Annotated in this window: 15 protein-coding genes; 10 read left to right on the top strand and 5 right to left on the bottom strand. The window is 64.7% G+C overall.

Translation table 11 applies throughout. The annotated features are described in order from the left end of the window. Positions 1 to 8: 8 nt before the first annotated feature. Both CAPP_RS10265 and CAPP_RS10260 read right to left on the bottom strand, forming a co-directional pair. On the bottom strand, positions 9 to 1,355 hold the full coding sequence (locus CAPP_RS10265) for a Na/Pi symporter (RefSeq protein ID WP_076599069.1): 1,347 nt from the start codon (positions 1,353 to 1,355) through the stop codon (positions 9 to 11). A 151-nt stretch (positions 1,356 to 1,506) separates the two neighbouring features. Next, positions 1,507 to 2,217 (bottom strand): ferredoxin--NADP reductase domain-containing protein, encoded by a 711-nt coding sequence (locus CAPP_RS10260; protein WP_076599068.1) that lies wholly within the window; start codon positions 2,215 to 2,217, stop codon positions 1,507 to 1,509. 287 nt (positions 2,218 to 2,504) lie between these two features. Between CAPP_RS10260 and CAPP_RS10255 the strand changes: the two genes are divergently transcribed. The 8 genes from CAPP_RS10255 to CAPP_RS10220 all read left to right on the top strand — a co-directional run bounded on the left by CAPP_RS10255 (position 2,505) and on the right by CAPP_RS10220 (position 9,950). Beyond that, entirely contained in the window at positions 2,505 to 4,181 is a 1,677-nt protein-coding gene (locus CAPP_RS10255; protein WP_076599067.1) for a nitrite/sulfite reductase, read from the top strand. After that, the gene (locus CAPP_RS10250; RefSeq protein ID WP_076599066.1) at positions 4,178 to 4,435 is read left to right on the top strand and encodes a hypothetical protein; all 258 of its coding nucleotides are present in this window, start codon (positions 4,178 to 4,180) and stop codon (positions 4,433 to 4,435) included. The genes CAPP_RS10255 and CAPP_RS10250 overlap by 4 nt, the downstream gene beginning before the upstream one ends. After that, positions 4,435 to 5,214: a phosphoadenylyl-sulfate reductase gene (locus CAPP_RS10245; protein ID WP_076599065.1), complete on the top strand. Its 780-nt coding sequence runs from the start codon at positions 4,435 to 4,437 to the stop codon at positions 5,212 to 5,214. Before CAPP_RS10250 ends, CAPP_RS10245 begins: the two co-directional genes overlap by 1 nt. 47 nt (positions 5,215 to 5,261) lie before the next feature. Continuing rightward, on the top strand, positions 5,262 to 6,173 hold the full coding sequence (gene cysD, locus CAPP_RS10240; RefSeq protein WP_076599064.1) for a sulfate adenylyltransferase subunit CysD: 912 nt from the start codon (positions 5,262 to 5,264) through the stop codon (positions 6,171 to 6,173). Beyond that, complete coding sequence (locus tag CAPP_RS10235) at positions 6,173 to 7,498, top strand: sulfate adenylyltransferase subunit 1 (RefSeq protein ID WP_076599063.1); 1,326 nt, start codon at positions 6,173 to 6,175, stop codon at positions 7,496 to 7,498. Before cysD ends, CAPP_RS10235 begins: the two co-directional genes overlap by 1 nt. Before the next feature lie 4 nt (positions 7,499 to 7,502). Continuing rightward, positions 7,503 to 8,198 (top strand): sirohydrochlorin chelatase, encoded by a 696-nt coding sequence (locus tag CAPP_RS10230; protein ID WP_076599062.1) that lies wholly within the window; start codon positions 7,503 to 7,505, stop codon positions 8,196 to 8,198. Between the two features lie 12 nt (positions 8,199 to 8,210). Beyond that, on the top strand, positions 8,211 to 9,170 hold the full coding sequence (locus tag CAPP_RS10225; protein WP_084560562.1) for a sulfite exporter TauE/SafE family protein: 960 nt from the start codon (positions 8,211 to 8,213) through the stop codon (positions 9,168 to 9,170). A gap of 102 nt (positions 9,171 to 9,272) precedes the next feature. Further along, entirely contained in the window at positions 9,273 to 9,950 is a 678-nt protein-coding gene (locus CAPP_RS10220) for a GOLPH3/VPS74 family protein (protein ID WP_076599060.1), read from the top strand. Positions 9,951 to 9,966: 16 nt separating this feature from the next. On the opposite strand, the gene lplB is transcribed toward CAPP_RS10220, so the two are convergent. The 3 genes from lplB to CAPP_RS10205 all read right to left on the bottom strand — a co-directional run bounded on the left by lplB (position 9,967) and on the right by CAPP_RS10205 (position 13,110). Next, positions 9,967 to 11,037 (bottom strand): lipoate-protein ligase small subunit, encoded by a 1,071-nt coding sequence (gene lplB, locus CAPP_RS10215; RefSeq protein ID WP_076599059.1) that lies wholly within the window; start codon positions 11,035 to 11,037, stop codon positions 9,967 to 9,969. Beyond that, positions 11,038 to 11,568, bottom strand: a complete 531-nt coding sequence (locus CAPP_RS10210; RefSeq protein WP_076599058.1) for a type 1 glutamine amidotransferase domain-containing protein — start codon at positions 11,566 to 11,568, stop codon at positions 11,038 to 11,040. It abuts the gene before it with no gap. Between the two features lie 66 nt (positions 11,569 to 11,634). Further along, a complete protein-coding gene (locus CAPP_RS10205; RefSeq protein WP_200803272.1) occupies positions 11,635 to 13,110 on the bottom strand; it encodes an AI-2E family transporter in 1,476 nt (491 codons plus the stop codon). A gap of 369 nt (positions 13,111 to 13,479) precedes the next feature. On the opposite strand from CAPP_RS10205, the gene dnaK reads away from it, so the two are divergent. Both dnaK and grpE read left to right on the top strand, forming a co-directional pair. Further along, a complete protein-coding gene (gene dnaK, locus CAPP_RS10200) occupies positions 13,480 to 15,333 on the top strand; it encodes a molecular chaperone DnaK (RefSeq protein ID WP_076599056.1) in 1,854 nt (617 codons plus the stop codon). A gap of 12 nt (positions 15,334 to 15,345) precedes the next feature. Beyond that, complete coding sequence (gene grpE, locus CAPP_RS10195) at positions 15,346 to 16,050, top strand: nucleotide exchange factor GrpE (protein WP_076599055.1); 705 nt, start codon at positions 15,346 to 15,348, stop codon at positions 16,048 to 16,050. Positions 16,051 to 16,133: the final 83 nt, after the last annotated feature.

Genomic DNA, 16,133 nt, shown 5'->3' with positions numbered 1-16,133 from the left:
AGGGCTCCTTACATCAGGGAGTTGGAAATGAACACAGCGAGCAGCGGGATGGCGAAGAAGACGCCACCGATATAGAGGAAGACATAGAGCTTGTTCTTCTCGGCGAGCGTGGCCAGCCAATCGGAGCACTTCGGCGGCAGGTCGCGCAGGAACGGAATGATCAGAATCAGGATGGCGGAGAAGAGGTTGAACAGGGTGTGCACCAGGGCACCAGCCATTGCTGCTTCGGCCTCGGCACCGGATGCGGAAAACGCCGCGATCAGGCCGGTGAAGGTGGTACCGATATTCGCGCCGACCACGAACGGGAACAGCGTGCGGACCTTGAACTTGCCGGATGCCGCAAGCGGAACCGTCAGAGCGGTGGTGGTGGACGACGACTGGACCAGGGTGGTGATCAGCGCACCGGAAAGAACGCCGAAGAACGAGTTCTTGCCCAAGGCGGCGTAGAGAATATCCTGCGCCTTGCCCACCAGCAGCGCGTTGAGAATCTTGCCGATGAAGTTGATGGACAGCAGCACCAGCACGACGCCGACGACGGCGAGGACGATGCCGCCCCAGACGTCGCCGAACGGTTCGACGAGGCTGCTAGCCAGCTCGACGAGCGGCTCGGTGATCATGTCGATGAAGTCGCCGAACGATTCGAAGATGCCCGAGATGACACCCGAACCCGAGCCCGACAGGGACGGCGCAATGGCTGTGGCGGTCTTGCCCAGGAAGCCGGTGACCATCTCCAGGGTGAAGAAGATACTGATGGCGATCAGGTTGAAGAAGTCGTGCACGGTCGCCATGGAGAAACCGTTGTGGAACTGCTTCCTGTTGCCCGCCAGGCCCAGGGCCACCAGGGTCGAGGTGACCGAGGTGCCCATATTGGCGCCGAAGAGCATCGGGATAGCGATGTCCAGCGGCAGGCCGCCGGCGATCATGCCCACCACGATCGACGTCGTAGTGGACGAGGACTGGATGATCGACGTGGTGACGATACCGATGGCCAGGCCCACGAACGGGTTCTCCGCGAAGGAGAACAGTTCCTTGGCTTGGTCGCCCGCGGCCATGTTGAAGCCGTCGCCGATCATGCCCACACCGTTGAGCAGCAGCCAGATGCCGAGGAAGACGGCGATCCAGTTCACGACTTGCTTCGCGGTGCCCTCCAAGGGGAGGAAGCTCAACGGGTCGTTGTCTTCGGCATCGGTGTCGGGGTCAGCATCGGCGTTGGCGTCGGTGTCGTTCGTGCGGGCCTTGCCGTCAACGTCAATAGGTTCAGAATCGACCACTTCGCGGTCGACCACACGCACGTCTGCGCCTTCAGACAGATCGTGCTCGCCGGCGATGTCGCGCGGCAGTCTTTTATCGCTCATCGGTTCTCTCTTCTCCACGTCAGGGGAACATAGGCTTGTCGAAGAGTAATCACAGGTCGTTGCCAGTGGGTTAACGCATGTTTAATAGGCCGCGAAAGTTTGCCTCGCCGTTTCCCGGGGCCTTAACGCCACGGACGGGCAGGCAGTGGGGTTAAGGCGTGTCTGGCACCGCCCGGGCAATGGCGATGAGCGAGAACCAGTCCGCGGCGGTCACCACCGAACCGGAAGCGGAGCCCGGGCCTGCGCTCTGAACTTCACGACTGCTGCGAGGCACGTCTGCGTTTGAGGAAGCGCCAGCCCACGCCGGCCGGTGCCAGCCGGCCCAGGTGGTGAAGGGGATGCGGCGGGATTCCAACAGTGCGACGACCGCGCCGGGACGGTTCGACGCTGCGGCAGGCTCGGTGACCACGGGCGTTCGGCTGAGCGGCAGCGCGGTGTGCGCCCGCAGGAACTCGTAGGTCGCGGCCGCTTCGCGGCTGTTGCCCACGACGACGAGGCCCGCTTCGGCACCGGCGCTGCCCGCGGATGTGTCAGACGCGACGATAACTGTGTCGTAGTAGCAGGTCAGTTCGCCGACGGTCACGGCGCCTGCATCCGATCCGACCTTGACATTTCCGAACAGGCGCAGGCGTGGCACGAGGTTGTCGCTCTCGGTGGCATCGCCCGCACGGCGCGTCGATCCGAACCGGATCAGACACGTCGGCGCAGGCGTCGGGCTGAAGAGGTCGACGAAGTGGTCGCCCATGCAGATGAGAAGGTCCGAGGTCTCAATGGCCGCTGGTCCGTGGCCGATGACGGCGACGCGGTGGGCGGCACGGCGGGCTGGGCCAAAAGCAGCGGCGGCAGCGTGTTCGTGCTTCATTGCGCTCTCCTTCTCTTGAGCTTGTGGGTTGGGGGGTAATAAGCGGTCGCGATGCATAGACCGCTTGGTCTGTAACCCTAATCACCGCCCGTCGCTGGACAAGGGTTCAGGACCAATTACATTCAGATCAAGCTGCAGGGCAAGATAGAAAATGGGGGTAGCCAGGTGGTTCAGACCGAGCGGTATGTGTAGCGTTCTCCACAACTCGAACGGCTACGATGTCGGGTAGACCGATCGGTTCGCATGGAGGCCCGTGCTGGGCCGGAAGAACGACCAGAGGAGGCGGCATGGCAGCTACCACGACAACGGCGCGCAAGCGCCCGTCCCGCAAGCCCAAACCGGAGGGGCAGTGGAAGATCGACGGCACGGCACCTCTCAACCATGACGAGGAGATCAAGCAGGAATCGCGGGTGCTGGACGTGAAGCAGCGCGTCATCGACACCTACTCCAAGGGCGGCTTTGACTCGATTGACCGCGAGGACCTGTACCCGCGCTTCAAGTGGCTCGGCTTGTACACCCAGCGCAAGCAGAATCTCGGCGGAGAATTCACGGGCGAGGACAACAGCGTCTTGGAGGACAAGTACTTCATGATGCGCATTCGTTTCGATGGCGGCATCTGCTCCACCGCCCAAGCCCGCGCCGTGGGCGAAATCTCCCGCGACTACGCGCGGTCCACGGTGGACTTGACGGACCGGCAGAATATCCAGCTGCACTGGGTGCGCATCGAGGATGTCCCGTCGATTTGGGAGAAGCTCGAGGACAACGGTTTGAACACCTGGGATGCATGCGGCGACGTGCCGCGTGTGGTGCTGGGGTCGCCGGTGGCGGGCATCGCCAAAGACGAGATTGTGGATGCGACACCGGCGATTCGGGAAATCCAGAAGATCGTCACCGACGACGAGTTCCAGAACTTGCCCCGCAAGTTCAAGACGGCGATTTCGGGTAACGCCCGCCAGGACGTCGTCCACGAGATCAACGACTTGGCCTTCATCGGCGTGGAGCACCCGGAGCTCGGCCCGGGCTTCGAGTGCTACGTCGGCGGCGGGTTGTCCACGAACCCGATGCTGGCGCGGTCCCTCGGCGCTTTCGTGGCTCTGGAGCAGGTGCCGGAGGTGTGGGCGAATGTGGTGCGCATTTTCCGCGACTACGGTTACCGCCGCCTGCGCAACCGTGCGCGGCTGAAGTTCTTGGTGGCCCAGTGGGGTGTGGAGAAGTTCCGTCAGGTGCTCGAGGACGAGTACCTGGGCTACAAGCTCCCGGACGGCCCGCACGCGCCGAGTAACCTTGTCGACCGCGACCACATCGGCGTGCACGAGCAGAAGGACGGCAACGCCTATATCGGCGTCAAGCCGACCCTGGGCCACATGTCCGGCGAACAGCTCATCGCTCTGGCGGACCTAGCGGAGAGGTACGGCGTGACCGATCTGCGTTTCACACCGTTCAAGGAGGTGCTGCTGCTCGGGGTGGAGCAGGGGGATGTCGATAAGCTGCAAAGCGACCTCGAAGAAATGGGCTTGTACTCGAAGCCGAGCGAGTTCCGCCGCGGCTTGTTGTCGTGCACGGGATTGGAGTACTGCAAGCTCGCGCATGTGACCACGAAATCGCGCGCGATCGAGCTCGCGGACGAGCTGGAGGAGCGCTTCGGCGATCTGGACAGCCCGATCACGATCTCGTTGAACGGTTGCCCGAATGCGTGCGCGCGCCACCAGGTGTCCGATATCGGGCTGAAGGGCCAGATGGTCGACAACGGTAACGGCGAGAAGGTTGAGGGCTTCCAGGTGCACCTCGGCGGCACGATCGGTGAGGGCGCGAATTTCGGCCGTAAGCTGCGCGGACACAAGGTGCTGTCGACGGAGCTGACGGACTATGTCACGCGCGTCGTTCAAAACTACGTGGACCAGCGCGACGGGGACGAGACCTTCCGCACGTGGGTCGCGCGCGCGGACGAGGAGGCTCTGCGATGAGCTTTCGGCGCGAACCGAACGCGAACCGCAATTTCCCCACTTTCTGCCCGTACTGCGCGGGCGAAGGGCTCTTCCCCGACGAGACAACCGATTTCGCGTGGAAATGCACCGAATGCCTCCGTATCTTCGAGGTGAAGTTCCACGGGCAGGACGATCCGGAAACGGCGCCTCTGCCAGCGAAATCCACGGAACAGGCAATGCAGGAATCGCTCGCGCGCCACGGGCACGACGCGGTGTTGAGGAAGGAGAAATAATGGTCGACTTTTTGAATCGGCCGAGCACAAACGTGCGCGACCCAGAGATCAGTCCGGAGGGGCCGAAGGAGACGGAACCGCTGAGCGCGGACGTCGCCGCACAGAATGCACAACTTGTCGACGACTGGGCCGACAAACTCTACAACGCCTCCGCGCAAGAGATTCTCGAGTGGGCCCACGAGTACGCGCCGGGGAAGCTGGCGGTGACGCTGAGCATGGAGAACACGGTGCTGGCGGAGCTGGCTAAGGACTTCCTGCCGAACGCAGACTTTCTCTTCCTCGACACCGAGTACCACTTCGACGAGACCCTCGAGGTGGCCGACAAGGTGGAGAAGCGCTACCCGGACCAGAAGCTCGTGCGCGCGAAGGCGATCCTGTCGCGCGAGGAGCAGGACCGTGTTTACGGCCGCGCGCTGTACCGCACGAACCCGACGGCGTGCTGCCGGATGCGCAAGGTCGAGCCGCTGGCTGTACACCTGTCGCCGTACGCCGGCTGGGTGACCGGACTGCGCCGCGCGGACGGCCCGACGCGCGTGGAGGCTCCGGCGTTGTCGCTGGATGCGACCGGCCGGCTGAAGATCTCCCCGCTGGTCACGTGGTCGTTGGAGGACACGGACAGCTACATCGACCGCAAGGAGCTCATCATCCACCCGCTGACCAAGCAGGGCTACCCCTCAATCGGCTGCGCGACCTGCACCCTACCGGTCGCCGAGGGTGAGGACCCCCGCGCCGGGCGGTGGGCGTTCAGCTCCAAGACGGAGTGCGGCCTGCACGGATGAGCGGCACACAGGTAGAGGACAAGACAGGAACAGGGACAACGACAGACATGACGAATACGGAACAGGCACTCTCTCCGCACCTGCGGGAGCTGGAGAACGAGTCCATCCACATCATCCGCGAGGTCGCGGGCCAGTTCGACAAAATCGGCCTGCTGTTCTCCTCCGGCAAGGACTCGTGCGTGGTCTACGAGCTGGTCCGCCGCGCTTTCGCCCCGGCCGCGCCGCCGATCGAACTGCTGCACGTGGACACCGGCCACAACTTCCCCGAGGTGATCGAGTTCCGCGACAACCTCGTGGAAAAGACCGGTGCACGCCTGCGCATCGCGCACGTCCAGGACTGGATCGACCGGGGCGACCTGGTGGAGCGCCCCGACGGCACCCGTAACCCGCTGCAGACCGTCCCGCTGGTGGAGACCATCGCCGAGGTCGGCTACGACGCAGTGCTGGGCGGTGCCCGCCGCGACGAGGAGCGTGCCCGCGCCAAGGAGCGCGTCTTCTCCGTCCGCGATTCCTTCGGCGGCTGGGACCCGCGCCGTCAGCGTCCTGAGCTGTGGGACCTCTACAATGGTGAGAAGCTGCCGGGCGAGAATATCCGCGTCTTCCCCATCTCCAACTGGACTGAGTCGGACGTGTGGGAGTACATCGGCGCCCGCAATATCGAGCTGCCCGCCATCTACTTCGCGCACGACCGCGAGGTGTTCAACCGCGACGGCATGTGGCTGACCGCCGGCGACTGGGGCGGCCCGCGAGAGGGCGAGGAGATCGAGACCCGCCGCGTGCGCTACCGCACCGTGGGCGACATGTCCTGCACCGGCGCCGTGGAATCCGACGCCACCACCATCGACGAGGTGCTCGCTGAGCTTGCCACCTCCACCTTGACCGAGCGCGGCGCCACCCGCGCCGACGACCGTCTGTCCGAGTCCGCCATGGAGGACCGCAAGAAGGAGGGCTACTTCTGATGAGCGCACCCACAACTACCGCCACCGCCACCGGCGTCCTGTCGGACCGCGCCACGCTGCGCCTGTGCACTGCCGGCTCCGTCGACGACGGCAAGTCCACCTTTGTCGGCCGCCTGCTGCACGACACGAAGTCGGTGCTCGCCGACCAAATGGCCAGCGTCGAGCGCACGTCCGCCGACCGCGGCTTTGAGGGCCTCGACCTGTCGCTGCTTGTCGACGGCCTGCGCGCCGAGCGCGAGCAGGGCATCACCATCGATGTCGCCTACCGCTACTTCGCCACCGACAAGCGCACGTTCATCCTCGCCGACACCCCTGGCCACGAGCAGTACACGCGCAACACAGTCACGGGCATGTCCACCTCCCAGGTCGTCGTCTTGCTTGTCGACGCCCGCAACGGCATCAAGCCCCAGACCGTCCGCCACCTCACTGTGGCGAGCCTGCTCGGGGTGAAGACGGTCATCCTGGCCGTGAACAAGATCGACCTGGTGGACTACTCCGGAGAAGTCTTCGAGGGCATCCGCACCGAATTCGAGCAGCGCGCCACGGCACTCGGCATCGCCGAGCCGCACGCCGTGCCGATCTCGGCGCTGAAGGGCGACAACGTCGCGGAGCGCTCCGAGGCGACCCCGTGGTATGAGGGCCCGAGCGTGCTCGAGCTGCTGGAGACCATCCCGGTGCACTCCGGTCGCGCGCTGGACCTTCCGTTCCGCTTCAATATCCAGTACGTCCTGCGCGAGCACGCCACGGACTACCGCGCCTATGCCGGCACGGTGAATGCCGGCGCGATCAGCGTCGGCGACACCGTCACCGCGCCGAACGGAAAGTCCACAACGGTCACGCACATTGACACAGCCGACGGCCTCGACGGCGCGACCACAGCGAACGCGGGCGATTCCATCGCGCTGAGGCTCGCCGACGACATCGACCTGGCCCGCGGCGACTTGTTGTGCGGTGCCGCACAACTTGGGGCTAACGGCTACCCGGAGTTCGTCCGGGAATTCCACGGCACGGTCGTGGGGCTCACCGACAAGGACGTCACCGCGGGCAAGGCTGTCAAGCTCCGCTACGGTTCCTCGCTCGTGCGCGCACGCGTGGCCAGCGTCGACCGCGTCCTGGACATCGACGGCAACCCGGAGAACAACTCCGACGACACCGCGCCGGAGTCCTTCGGCCTCAACGACATCGCGCACGTGACCATCCAGACTGCACAAGAGCTGCCGGTGGAGGAATACGCCGCGCGCGGCGCCGTGGGCAATTTCCTGCTCATCGACCAGGCCAGCGGAAACACGCTTGCCGCGGGACTCGTGGGAACTCGGTTGAGGTAAGAACATGACGGCACTGATCACGCTCTCGCACGGCTCGCGCCACCCAGGCGCGCAGCCGGGAGTCAGCGAGCTCACGCAGACGGCGGCGCGCCAGCTGGGGGTGACGGGAATCGACGCTCACCTCGAGTTCGACGCCCCCGACCTCACCGCGGCCGCGCGCCAGCTCGCCGAGCGCGGACACACCCGCGCCGTGGTCGTGCCCACCCTGTTCACCAAGGCATTTCACGCCACCCACGACGTGCCCGAGGCGATCGCCGAGGCCACCGAGGACACGGGGCTCGAGCTCATCGCCGCCGAAGGCCTGGGCCAAGGGCGCGACGTCGCGGCTGTCCTCGCGGCACGCGCGCTTATCGACGGCCCACGTGCCTCTCATATCGTCCTCTACCCCGTGGGCACCTCCAATGAGGCGGCGGCGGCGAAGACGATTGAGCTGGGTCGGGACGTCGAAAAGCTCACTGGCATTGAAGTGACCACCGTTCCTGCGACTGGTCACGGCGAGCTCGTCGGCGCTGACGGCATCGCCGCCGTCGCCCACGAGAACGCGCATTTATTACCGCTATTTGTCACGAGGGGGTTGCTGCTGGACCGGGTTCACCGAATGTGGCCCGGGTCCATCTCCGCACCGCTAGGCGCGGATCTCGCACACATCATCGCCGCGCGCTACCGCTCGGCGCTATCCCTCTCACACGCAAAGGTTTAAAACATGAATCGCATGGTCACACTCATTCTCATCGCTGTCGCGGGACTTGCCGGACAGCTTGTCGACGGCGGCCTCGGCATGGGCTTCGGCGTCACCTCCACCACCATCCTGATCATGCTCGCCAGCCTCGGCCCCGCGCAGGCATCTGCCGTGGTGCACACCGCCGAGTTGGGCACGACGCTGGTGTCGGGCTTCAGCCACTGGAGATTCGGCAACGTGGATTGGCGGGTGGTGGCCGCGATAGGCATACCCGGCTCAATCGGCGCGTTCGTCGGTGCGACGGTCCTGTCGAACCTGTCGACGGAAGCCGCCAAGCCAATCATGTCCCTCATTCTCGCCGCGATCGGCATCAACCTGGTGTGGCGCTTCTCCCGCGGAATTGTGCGCCGCAAGGCAGCGGATTCGCCGCACTCGAAGCCGTTCCTCGGCGTGCTGGGCCTTTTCGGCGGATTCATCGACGCGACCGGTGGCGGCGGCTGGGGCCCGGTGACCACCTCGACCCTGCTGTCCGCCGGCCGTAGTGAGCCGCGCCGCATTGTCGGCACCGTGAACACCGCCGAGTTCTTCGTCACCGCCGCCGCGACCACCGGCTTCGTCATCGGGATGTGGGAAGACCTCGTTGCCAACCTGGCCGCCGTTCTCGCCCTGCTCGTCGGCGGCGTCATCGCCGCACCTCTGGCCGCCTGGCTGGTCACCCACCTCAACCCGATCTTGCTCGGCGGCGTCGTGGGCACCCTGATCGTCACGCTCAACCTGCCGGTCGTGCTCAAAGCCCTCGGCGTCGGCGCCTCCGTTCTCGTGGTGGTCCGCGTCGCAGTCGTCGTTGTCGGCGTCGCCCTGGCTATCCGCGGTTGGAAGCGCGCCCGCGAGAATTCCCGTGCCGCCGCTGCGAAGGAGGGTGCCAGTCCCGCCAGGCGATCCGGGAAAGACGATGCGGTGACCGAGTCGCCGTCGGTATCCGCGAACCGGTAGGTGTCCCCGCTTGTGCCCGCGCGCCTCGTGGCTAAGGCGCGGGCGCAAGCGGATAGGGGTTAAACTAGGCCACACTCATCCGCTAGCTGAAAGACACTTGCCATGCTCGTTAGTGAAGCACTGTTTCTCCTGCTCTCGAACAAGTCTGACCGTTTTGAGATCGGGGTGAGCCACCAGCGCGTCGCCCTTAATGGTGCGCTGTTGTGCGATCTCGTCGCCACTGGTCTGGCCACGATCGAGGACGGCAAGTCTCCCACCGCAGTCGCTGCGGCGGGGGCGTCGAAGCGGGCGGCCGCCCACCCTGCCCTGGCGCACGGCGTGTCCCGCCTGGAGGCCAAGGACGGGCAGACGGTGTACTCGGCGCTGAATTCGCGCAAATTCGCGGACAAGGAAGCGCTCGCGCAGCGCCTCATTGAGGAAGGTGTGCTCGACCAGGAACGCGCCAGCTTCCTCGGCCTGACCTGGCACCGCTTCCCGGAAAAGGACGAGACCATCGAGGCGGCCATGCGCGACCGCTACCGCGACATCTTCCACGGCACTGCGGAGCCGCGCCCCGAAGAAGCCATGGTGATCCTGCTGCTGAAGAACACCGGCGAACTGCGCCGGGTCTTCCTCGACGAGATCCAGGGAGTGCCCTTCAACGATGTTCGCGTCCGCGTGCGCGACATCGACCGGGCGGTGCTTGAGGGTGCGACCTTCGACCACGCCCGCGAGATCAACGTCGTTCTTCACGCGGTTGCGCGGGCCGCGGCCGTCGAGGAAGAGGCCGCGTCCAGCTAGCGCTTTTGAGTGCCGCTTACGGCACGCGGTGGGTCCAGGCGTCGGTGCCGAACTTTTCGTCGACAAGCTTCTCGGCAGCGGCGATGTCCGCGTCGGTGAGTTCGCCGACCTCGGTTGGGTAGCGGGAGACGAAGGTGTTGATGAGCGTCTGAATGACCTCCTGGCGGGAGACACCCGTCTGACGGCGCAGCGGGTCGACGCGCTTCTTAGCGGAACGCACGCCCTTGTCGGCGAGCTTCACCTTGCCCACGCGCAGCACGTCCATCATCTTGTCGGCGTTGATGTCGTAGCTCATGGTCGTGTGGTGCAGGATTGCGCCCGGAATGCGCTTCTGAGCGGCACCGCCGATCTTGCCGCCGTCGGAGGTGATGTCGTTGATCGGCACGTACCAGGCGTTCACGCCGAGGGACTGAAGTCCGGCGAGTACCCAGGCGTCCAGGTACTGGTAACTGTCCACGTAGCTCAGCCCCGCGGCTATGTCGTCGGGCAGGTACATCGAGTAAGTGACGCAGTTGCCGCCCTCCATGAACATCGCCCCGCCGCCGGAGATGCGGCGCACCGGCACGATGCCGTGCTTCTCGATGCCCTCCGGGTCCAGCTCATTCTGGAAAGACTGGTAGGAGCCGAAGACGACGGCCTTGTCCTGCCACTCCCAGAAGCGCACGATCGGGCCCTTGCGGCCGGCTGCGACTTCCTCGAGGAGGTACTGGTCCAGCGCCACATTCACCGGTGTCGGGAGGACGGGGGAGTGGATGACGGTCCAGTCGTAATCGGTGAGATCTTTGGCGTCGAGAAGCGCGCGGCGGGCGGCGATGGCCACGTCACGGGTGGAGAACCCGTGGAGGGATACGTCTTGGCTGCCGCCAAGACGGGCTAAGGCTCCGTCGATACGCTTCTTCAGGTCGTCGGCTGATTCCGTGACGGACGCGCCGACGAGTGCGCCGTTGATTGCGTCGTACGCCTCCTCCGGCTCGAGGAAGAAATCACCCGAAATCTTCGCGTCGGTGATCGTCGAACCGTCGTCGGTCAGGTCCGCGACGACGAGCTTGCCGCCGGAGACCTTGACCTCGAAATGGTGGGAAGCCATTTACTTGGCGAACTCCTCGACGATCGCCTCGTTGAATGCCGGCAGGTCGTCCGGGGTGCGCGAAGAAACGAAGCGCTTATCGACGCGCACCTCTTCGTCCACCCACGTCGCACCCGCGTTGGACAGGTCCGTCTTGAGCGACGGGTAGGAGGTGATGGTCACGTCCTTGAGGGCATCTGCGTCGGCGAGGATCCAGCCGCCGTGGCAAATGACGCCGACGGGCTTTTCTGCCTGGGTGATCTCGCGGACGAATGCGACCGCCTTCTCATCGGTGCGGATCGTGTCGGCGTTGCCGGTGCCTCCGGGGAGGATCAGGGCGTCGAAATCGGCGGCGTTGGCGTCGGCCGCGGTCTGGTCGACCGTTACCTTCTCGCCGTTCTTGCCCTCGATCTCGCCGGTCTCGGTGGAAATGACGGTAATGGTGGCGCCAGCCTCAGCGACGGCGTCGCGCGGGCTGGTCAGCTCGGAGTCTTCAAAGCCGTTGGTGGCCAGGATTGCGATCTTCTTGTTCTCAAGTGCTTGGTTGCTCATGTCGCCCAGGGTAGAGAAAAAACGCCAGCCGGGGGCTGGCGTTCGCTCAGGGCTGACTAGTTTGCGCTAGTCCTGCTTCTTTCCGCGCTTCTTCTTGAGGTCCTCCTCGTCGATGGCGCGGGAATCGCCCGGGGCGTCGTGCTTTTCGGCGTTCTTCTTGTTGAGACGCGTGCCGCGCGGAATCTTGGTGGAGCCGAGCTTGTCGGCTTCCTCGTCGAGCTGGGTCTGTCCCTTGCGGCGGCCCAAAGAGCGCATGCGGTCGCGCACCGCCAGGTACGCCGTGCGCGAATCCAATGTTTGGCTCTGCTGCGTGGCGATCTGGATATCGTCCGCAGTGATCTCGCCGCTGCGCAGGGAAACCATCTCCGCCCAGTAGCGCAGCCACACGGCGGCGACGGCGGCGATGGGGACGGCCAGGAAGGCGCCGATGATGCCGAAGAGCGTGCCGCCCACGGCCACTGCCAGCAGGACGATGGCGGCGTGCAGGCCCATGGAGCGGGACTGCAGGATCGGCTGCAGGACATTGCCCTCGATTTGCTGGACGAGGATGACCAGGCCGAGCGCGAGCAGTGCTTTGGTCAGGCCGCCGGAGACCAGCGCCACGATGACGGCGAGAGCGCCCGCGGTGAACGCACCGATAATCGGGATGAAGCCACCGAAGAAGGTGAGGACTGCCAGCACCGGTGCGAGCGGAACACCCAGGATGACCAGGCCCAGTCCGATGAAGACAGCGTCCACCATGGACACGATGGCCTGCGTGCGGATGAAGCCGGAGAGCGTGTTCCAGGAGCGCATCAGCACCTCAGTCAGGTGCCAGCCGACCTTCACGCCGGTGTACTTGCGCAGCCACGGCAAGAAGCGGTCGCCGTCCTTCAGGAAGAAGAAGGACAGGACCAGCATCAGCAACAGCGACGTGCCGATCGACGCCGCCGCGCCGATGCCCGTCACCACACCGGAGGCGATATTGGAGGCCTGGCCCCGGACGAACTCTCCCGCCTGGTTCACGGCTTGCTCGATCTGGCTCGTGTCCACGTCGAAGGGCGCGGATGTCTCCAACCAATCCAAAATCTGCTGGATGCCCTCTTCAGCCTGGTGGTACAGCTCCACCGACTGCGTGCGGATCGTTGGCGCCATCGCCGCGAAAATGCCGCCGATGATGCCGAAGAAGCCTAACAGAACAATGAACACCGCCAGCGCCGACGGCACCTTGTGGTTGCGCAGCCACCGCACCGGCGGCCACAGGATCGTGCAGAAAATCAGCGCGAGCAGGGTCGGCAGGACGCCCACCCACACCGAGCCGATGAGCTTGAACAGGATCACCGTGGCGATCACGATCACGATGAAGCGCAGTGCCCAGGCGGCTGCGGCACGCCCGTCGGAGGCGATGACGCGGCCGCGGTCGATGGGCTCGCCGGAAAGCGTCTGCGCGGCGTCTGCCGCCGTCGGTTCCGTGGCGGGCGCCTCCACTGAGTCGAGGAGGGTGTTGGCGAAATCTCTCGCCCCGTCAGTCTTCGCGTTACGCGCAGGATTGTGTTCAGTCACGAACAAGCATTCTGCCAGACGGGACGTGGAATACAACCCTTCCGGTGCAGGCGGTTATTGTCGGTGGGCTGCTGCTATGAGAATCTCGCGATGAATCCGCGCAACTAGAAATGTCTGGTCCGCACCACCTTTTTACCAGCTGAAACGGAGAAAGTTGAGTGAACTTGGAACAACTTTTCATGCCCACGAGTTGTAGAGATTGAGTGAGCTGAGCTCAACCCTGTGACAGGGTGTCGCCTCGCGGTGGTACACTTGCTGCCAGAAGTTGAGTGAGTGGCAGTCAACCTGCCGGACGGGTTGTGGCCCGGGCTCGACTCGGTACAACGAAAACACTCAATCAACCGAATCTTTCAGGAGGATATTCACACTATGGGACGCGCAGTAGGTATTGACCTCGGCACCACGAACTCTGTTGTTTCCGTGCTCGAGGGCGGTGAGCCGGTGGTCATCGCTAACGCGGAGGGCGCACGCACCACTCCGTCAGTCGTGGCTTTCGCCAAGAACGGCGAGATTCTCGTCGGCCAGTCCGCTAAGAACCAGGCGGTGACCAACGTCGACCGCACTATCCGTTCCGTCAAGCGCCACATGGGCGAGAATGACTGGACGGTCGATATCGACGACAAGAAGTACACCCCGCAGGAGATTTCCGCGCGCACGCTGATGAAGCTGAAGCGTGACGCTGAGGCGTACCTCGGCGACGAGGTCACCGACGCAGTCATTACTGTCCCGGCGTACTTCGAGGACGCACAGCGCCAGGCCACCAAGGAGGCCGGTCAGATTGCAGGCCTGAACGTCCTGCGTATTGTCAACGAGCCGACGGCGGCTGCTCTTGCTTACGGTCTGGAGAAGGCCGACAAGGAGCAGACCATCCTGGTCTTCGACTTGGGTGGCGGCACCTTCGATGTGTCTCTGCTCGAGATCGGCGACGGTGTCGTCGAGGTGCTGGCTACCGCCGGCGACAACGAGCTGGGCGGCGACGACTGGGATCAGCGCATCGTCGACTGGCTGGTGGAGAAGTTCAAGTCCCAGCACGGCATTGACCTGACCAAGGACAAGATGGCGCTGCAGCGTCTGCGCGAGTCCGCGGAGAAGGCCAAGATCGAGCTGTCGTCTGCGCAGCAGGCATCCGTCAACCTGCCGTACATCACGGTGGACTCCGAGAAGAACCCGCTGTTCCTCGACGAGAACCTGACCCGCACCGAGTTCCAGAAGATCACCTCCGACCTGCTGGACCGCACCAAGGAGCCGTTCAACCAGGTCATCAAGGACGCCGGCATGTCCGTCGGCGACATCGACCAGGTTGTGCTCGTCGGTGGTTCCACCCGTATGCCGGCTGTCACCGACCTGGTGAAGGAGCTCACCGGCAAGGACCCGAACAAGTCTGTGAACCCGGACGAGGTCGTGGCGCTTGGTGCCGCCCTGCAGGCCGGCGTTCTGCGCGGCGACGTGAAGGACGTGCTGCTGCTCGACGTCACCCCGCTGTCCCTGGGGATTGAGACCAAGGGCGGTGTGATGACCAAGCTGATCGAGCGCAACACCACCATCCCGACAAAGCGTTCGGAGACCTTCACCACGGCCGAGGACAACCAGCCGTCCGTGCAGATCCAGGTCTTCCAGGGCGAGCGCGAGATGGCTTCCGCCAACAAGCTGCTCGGCTCCTTCGAGCTCGGCGGCATCGCTCCGGCACCGCGCGGTGTTCCACAGATCGAGGTCACTTTCGACATCGACGCCAACGGCATCGTGCACGTGACCGCGAAGGACAAGGGCACCGGCAAGGAGAACACGATCAAGATCCAGGAGGGCTCCGGCCTCTCCCAGGAAGAGATCGACCGCATGGTCAAGGACGCCGAGGCTCACGCTGACGAGGACAAGGCTCGCCGCGAGGAGCAGGAGACCCGCAACAACGCGGAGTCTATGGCTTACCAGACCCGCAAGTTCCTGGACGAGAACTCCGACAAGGTCTCCGAGGACATCAAGACCAAGGTCACCGCGGCGGCGGACGAGGTCGACGAGGCTCTGAAGGGCGACGACCTGGACGCCATCAAGGCTGCCGTCGAGAAGCTGACCACCGAGTCGCAGGAGATGGGCAAGGCCATCTACGAGGCCGATGCGAATGCCGGCGCAACGCAGGCTGACGCAACGGCTGAAGCAGACGACAATGTCGTGGACGCAGAGGTCGTCGAGGAAGACGAGAACGACTCCAACGACTCCGACAACAAGTAAGGAGCGGCACCCATGACCAACCCGAACGAACAGATGCCCGACAACCCGGGCGCGCCCGAGGCCACGGACGACGAGTACATCAGCCCGGACCAGTCGGAGACCTTGGCCCAGGAGGCCGCGGAATCCGAGGCGCTGGCCGCGGACGATGCAGACCCGCTGTCGGACTCTGAGGTGCTCGACGCTGAGCTCGCCGACGCGTTGAATGACGCGGAGCGCGAGGTCAACCCGGACGCCGATGGCGACGGGACGGTCTCCGAGGCGGAGCTTCAGCTCGCTGAGCGCACGGAGGATCTCCAGCGCGTCTCGGCCGAGTACGCGAACTACCGCCGCCGCACGGAGCGCGAGCGCTCGCAGATCGCCAACGATGCCAAGGCCAAGGTGATCGAGGAGCTGCTCCCGCTTATCGACGACTTGGAGCTCGCCCGCCAGCACGGCGACCTGGCAGACGGCCCGCTGAAGGCGTTCTCCGACAACCTGCAGGCAGTCCTGCAGCGCCAGAAGACCCAGGCTTTCGGTGCTGAGGGCGATGCATTCGACCCGGAGATCCACGAGGCGGTCCAGGACTTGTCGCAGGGCGACGAGAAAATCATCGGCACCGTCCTGCGCAAGGGCTACCGCGTCGGCGACCGCCTGATCCGCAACGCGATGGTCATCATCGCGGACCCGGAGGAGGGCTCGGATGATGGCGCGGACGCACCGGAAGGTAGCGCTGAGTAAGACTCAGTAGCGCCGCACCGCGGCCGGGGAGGGAAGCTTTGACACCAGCGACGTCGACGATTCCCGCCTCGGCCGCGTTTTAC

The organism is Corynebacterium appendicis CIP 107643, from assembly GCF_030408415.1.
Lineage (GTDB): Bacteria > Actinomycetota > Actinomycetes > Mycobacteriales > Mycobacteriaceae > Corynebacterium > Corynebacterium appendicis.
Note: the sequence above shows the minus strand (reverse complement) of the source record. Positions and strands in the feature narration are given on the sequence as shown.

Excerpts from the sequence above, each read along its gene's own strand:
- CAPP_RS10265 (WP_076599069.1), bottom strand. The coding sequence starts at position 1,355 with ATGAGCGATAAAAGACTGCCGCGCGACATCGCCGGCGAGCACGATCTG.
- CAPP_RS10260 (WP_076599068.1), bottom strand. The coding sequence starts at position 2,217 with ATGAAGCACGAACACGCTGCCGCCGCTGCTTTTGGCCCAGCCCGCCGT.
- CAPP_RS10255 (WP_076599067.1), top strand. The coding sequence starts at position 2,505 with ATGGCAGCTACCACGACAACGGCGCGCAAGCGCCCGTCCCGCAAGCCC.
- CAPP_RS10250 (WP_076599066.1), top strand. The coding sequence starts at position 4,178 with ATGAGCTTTCGGCGCGAACCGAACGCGAACCGCAATTTCCCCACTTTC.
- CAPP_RS10245 (WP_076599065.1), top strand. The coding sequence starts at position 4,435 with ATGGTCGACTTTTTGAATCGGCCGAGCACAAACGTGCGCGACCCAGAG.
- cysD (WP_076599064.1), top strand. The coding sequence starts at position 5,262 with ATGACGAATACGGAACAGGCACTCTCTCCGCACCTGCGGGAGCTGGAG.
- CAPP_RS10235 (WP_076599063.1), top strand. The coding sequence starts at position 6,173 with ATGAGCGCACCCACAACTACCGCCACCGCCACCGGCGTCCTGTCGGAC.
- CAPP_RS10230 (WP_076599062.1), top strand. The coding sequence starts at position 7,503 with ATGACGGCACTGATCACGCTCTCGCACGGCTCGCGCCACCCAGGCGCG.
- CAPP_RS10225 (WP_084560562.1), top strand. The coding sequence starts at position 8,211 with ATGGTCACACTCATTCTCATCGCTGTCGCGGGACTTGCCGGACAGCTT.
- CAPP_RS10220 (WP_076599060.1), top strand. The coding sequence starts at position 9,273 with ATGCTCGTTAGTGAAGCACTGTTTCTCCTGCTCTCGAACAAGTCTGAC.
- lplB (WP_076599059.1), bottom strand. The coding sequence starts at position 11,037 with ATGGCTTCCCACCATTTCGAGGTCAAGGTCTCCGGCGGCAAGCTCGTC.
- CAPP_RS10210 (WP_076599058.1), bottom strand. The coding sequence starts at position 11,568 with ATGAGCAACCAAGCACTTGAGAACAAGAAGATCGCAATCCTGGCCACC.
- dnaK (WP_076599056.1), top strand. The coding sequence starts at position 13,480 with ATGGGACGCGCAGTAGGTATTGACCTCGGCACCACGAACTCTGTTGTT.
- grpE (WP_076599055.1), top strand. The coding sequence starts at position 15,346 with ATGACCAACCCGAACGAACAGATGCCCGACAACCCGGGCGCGCCCGAG.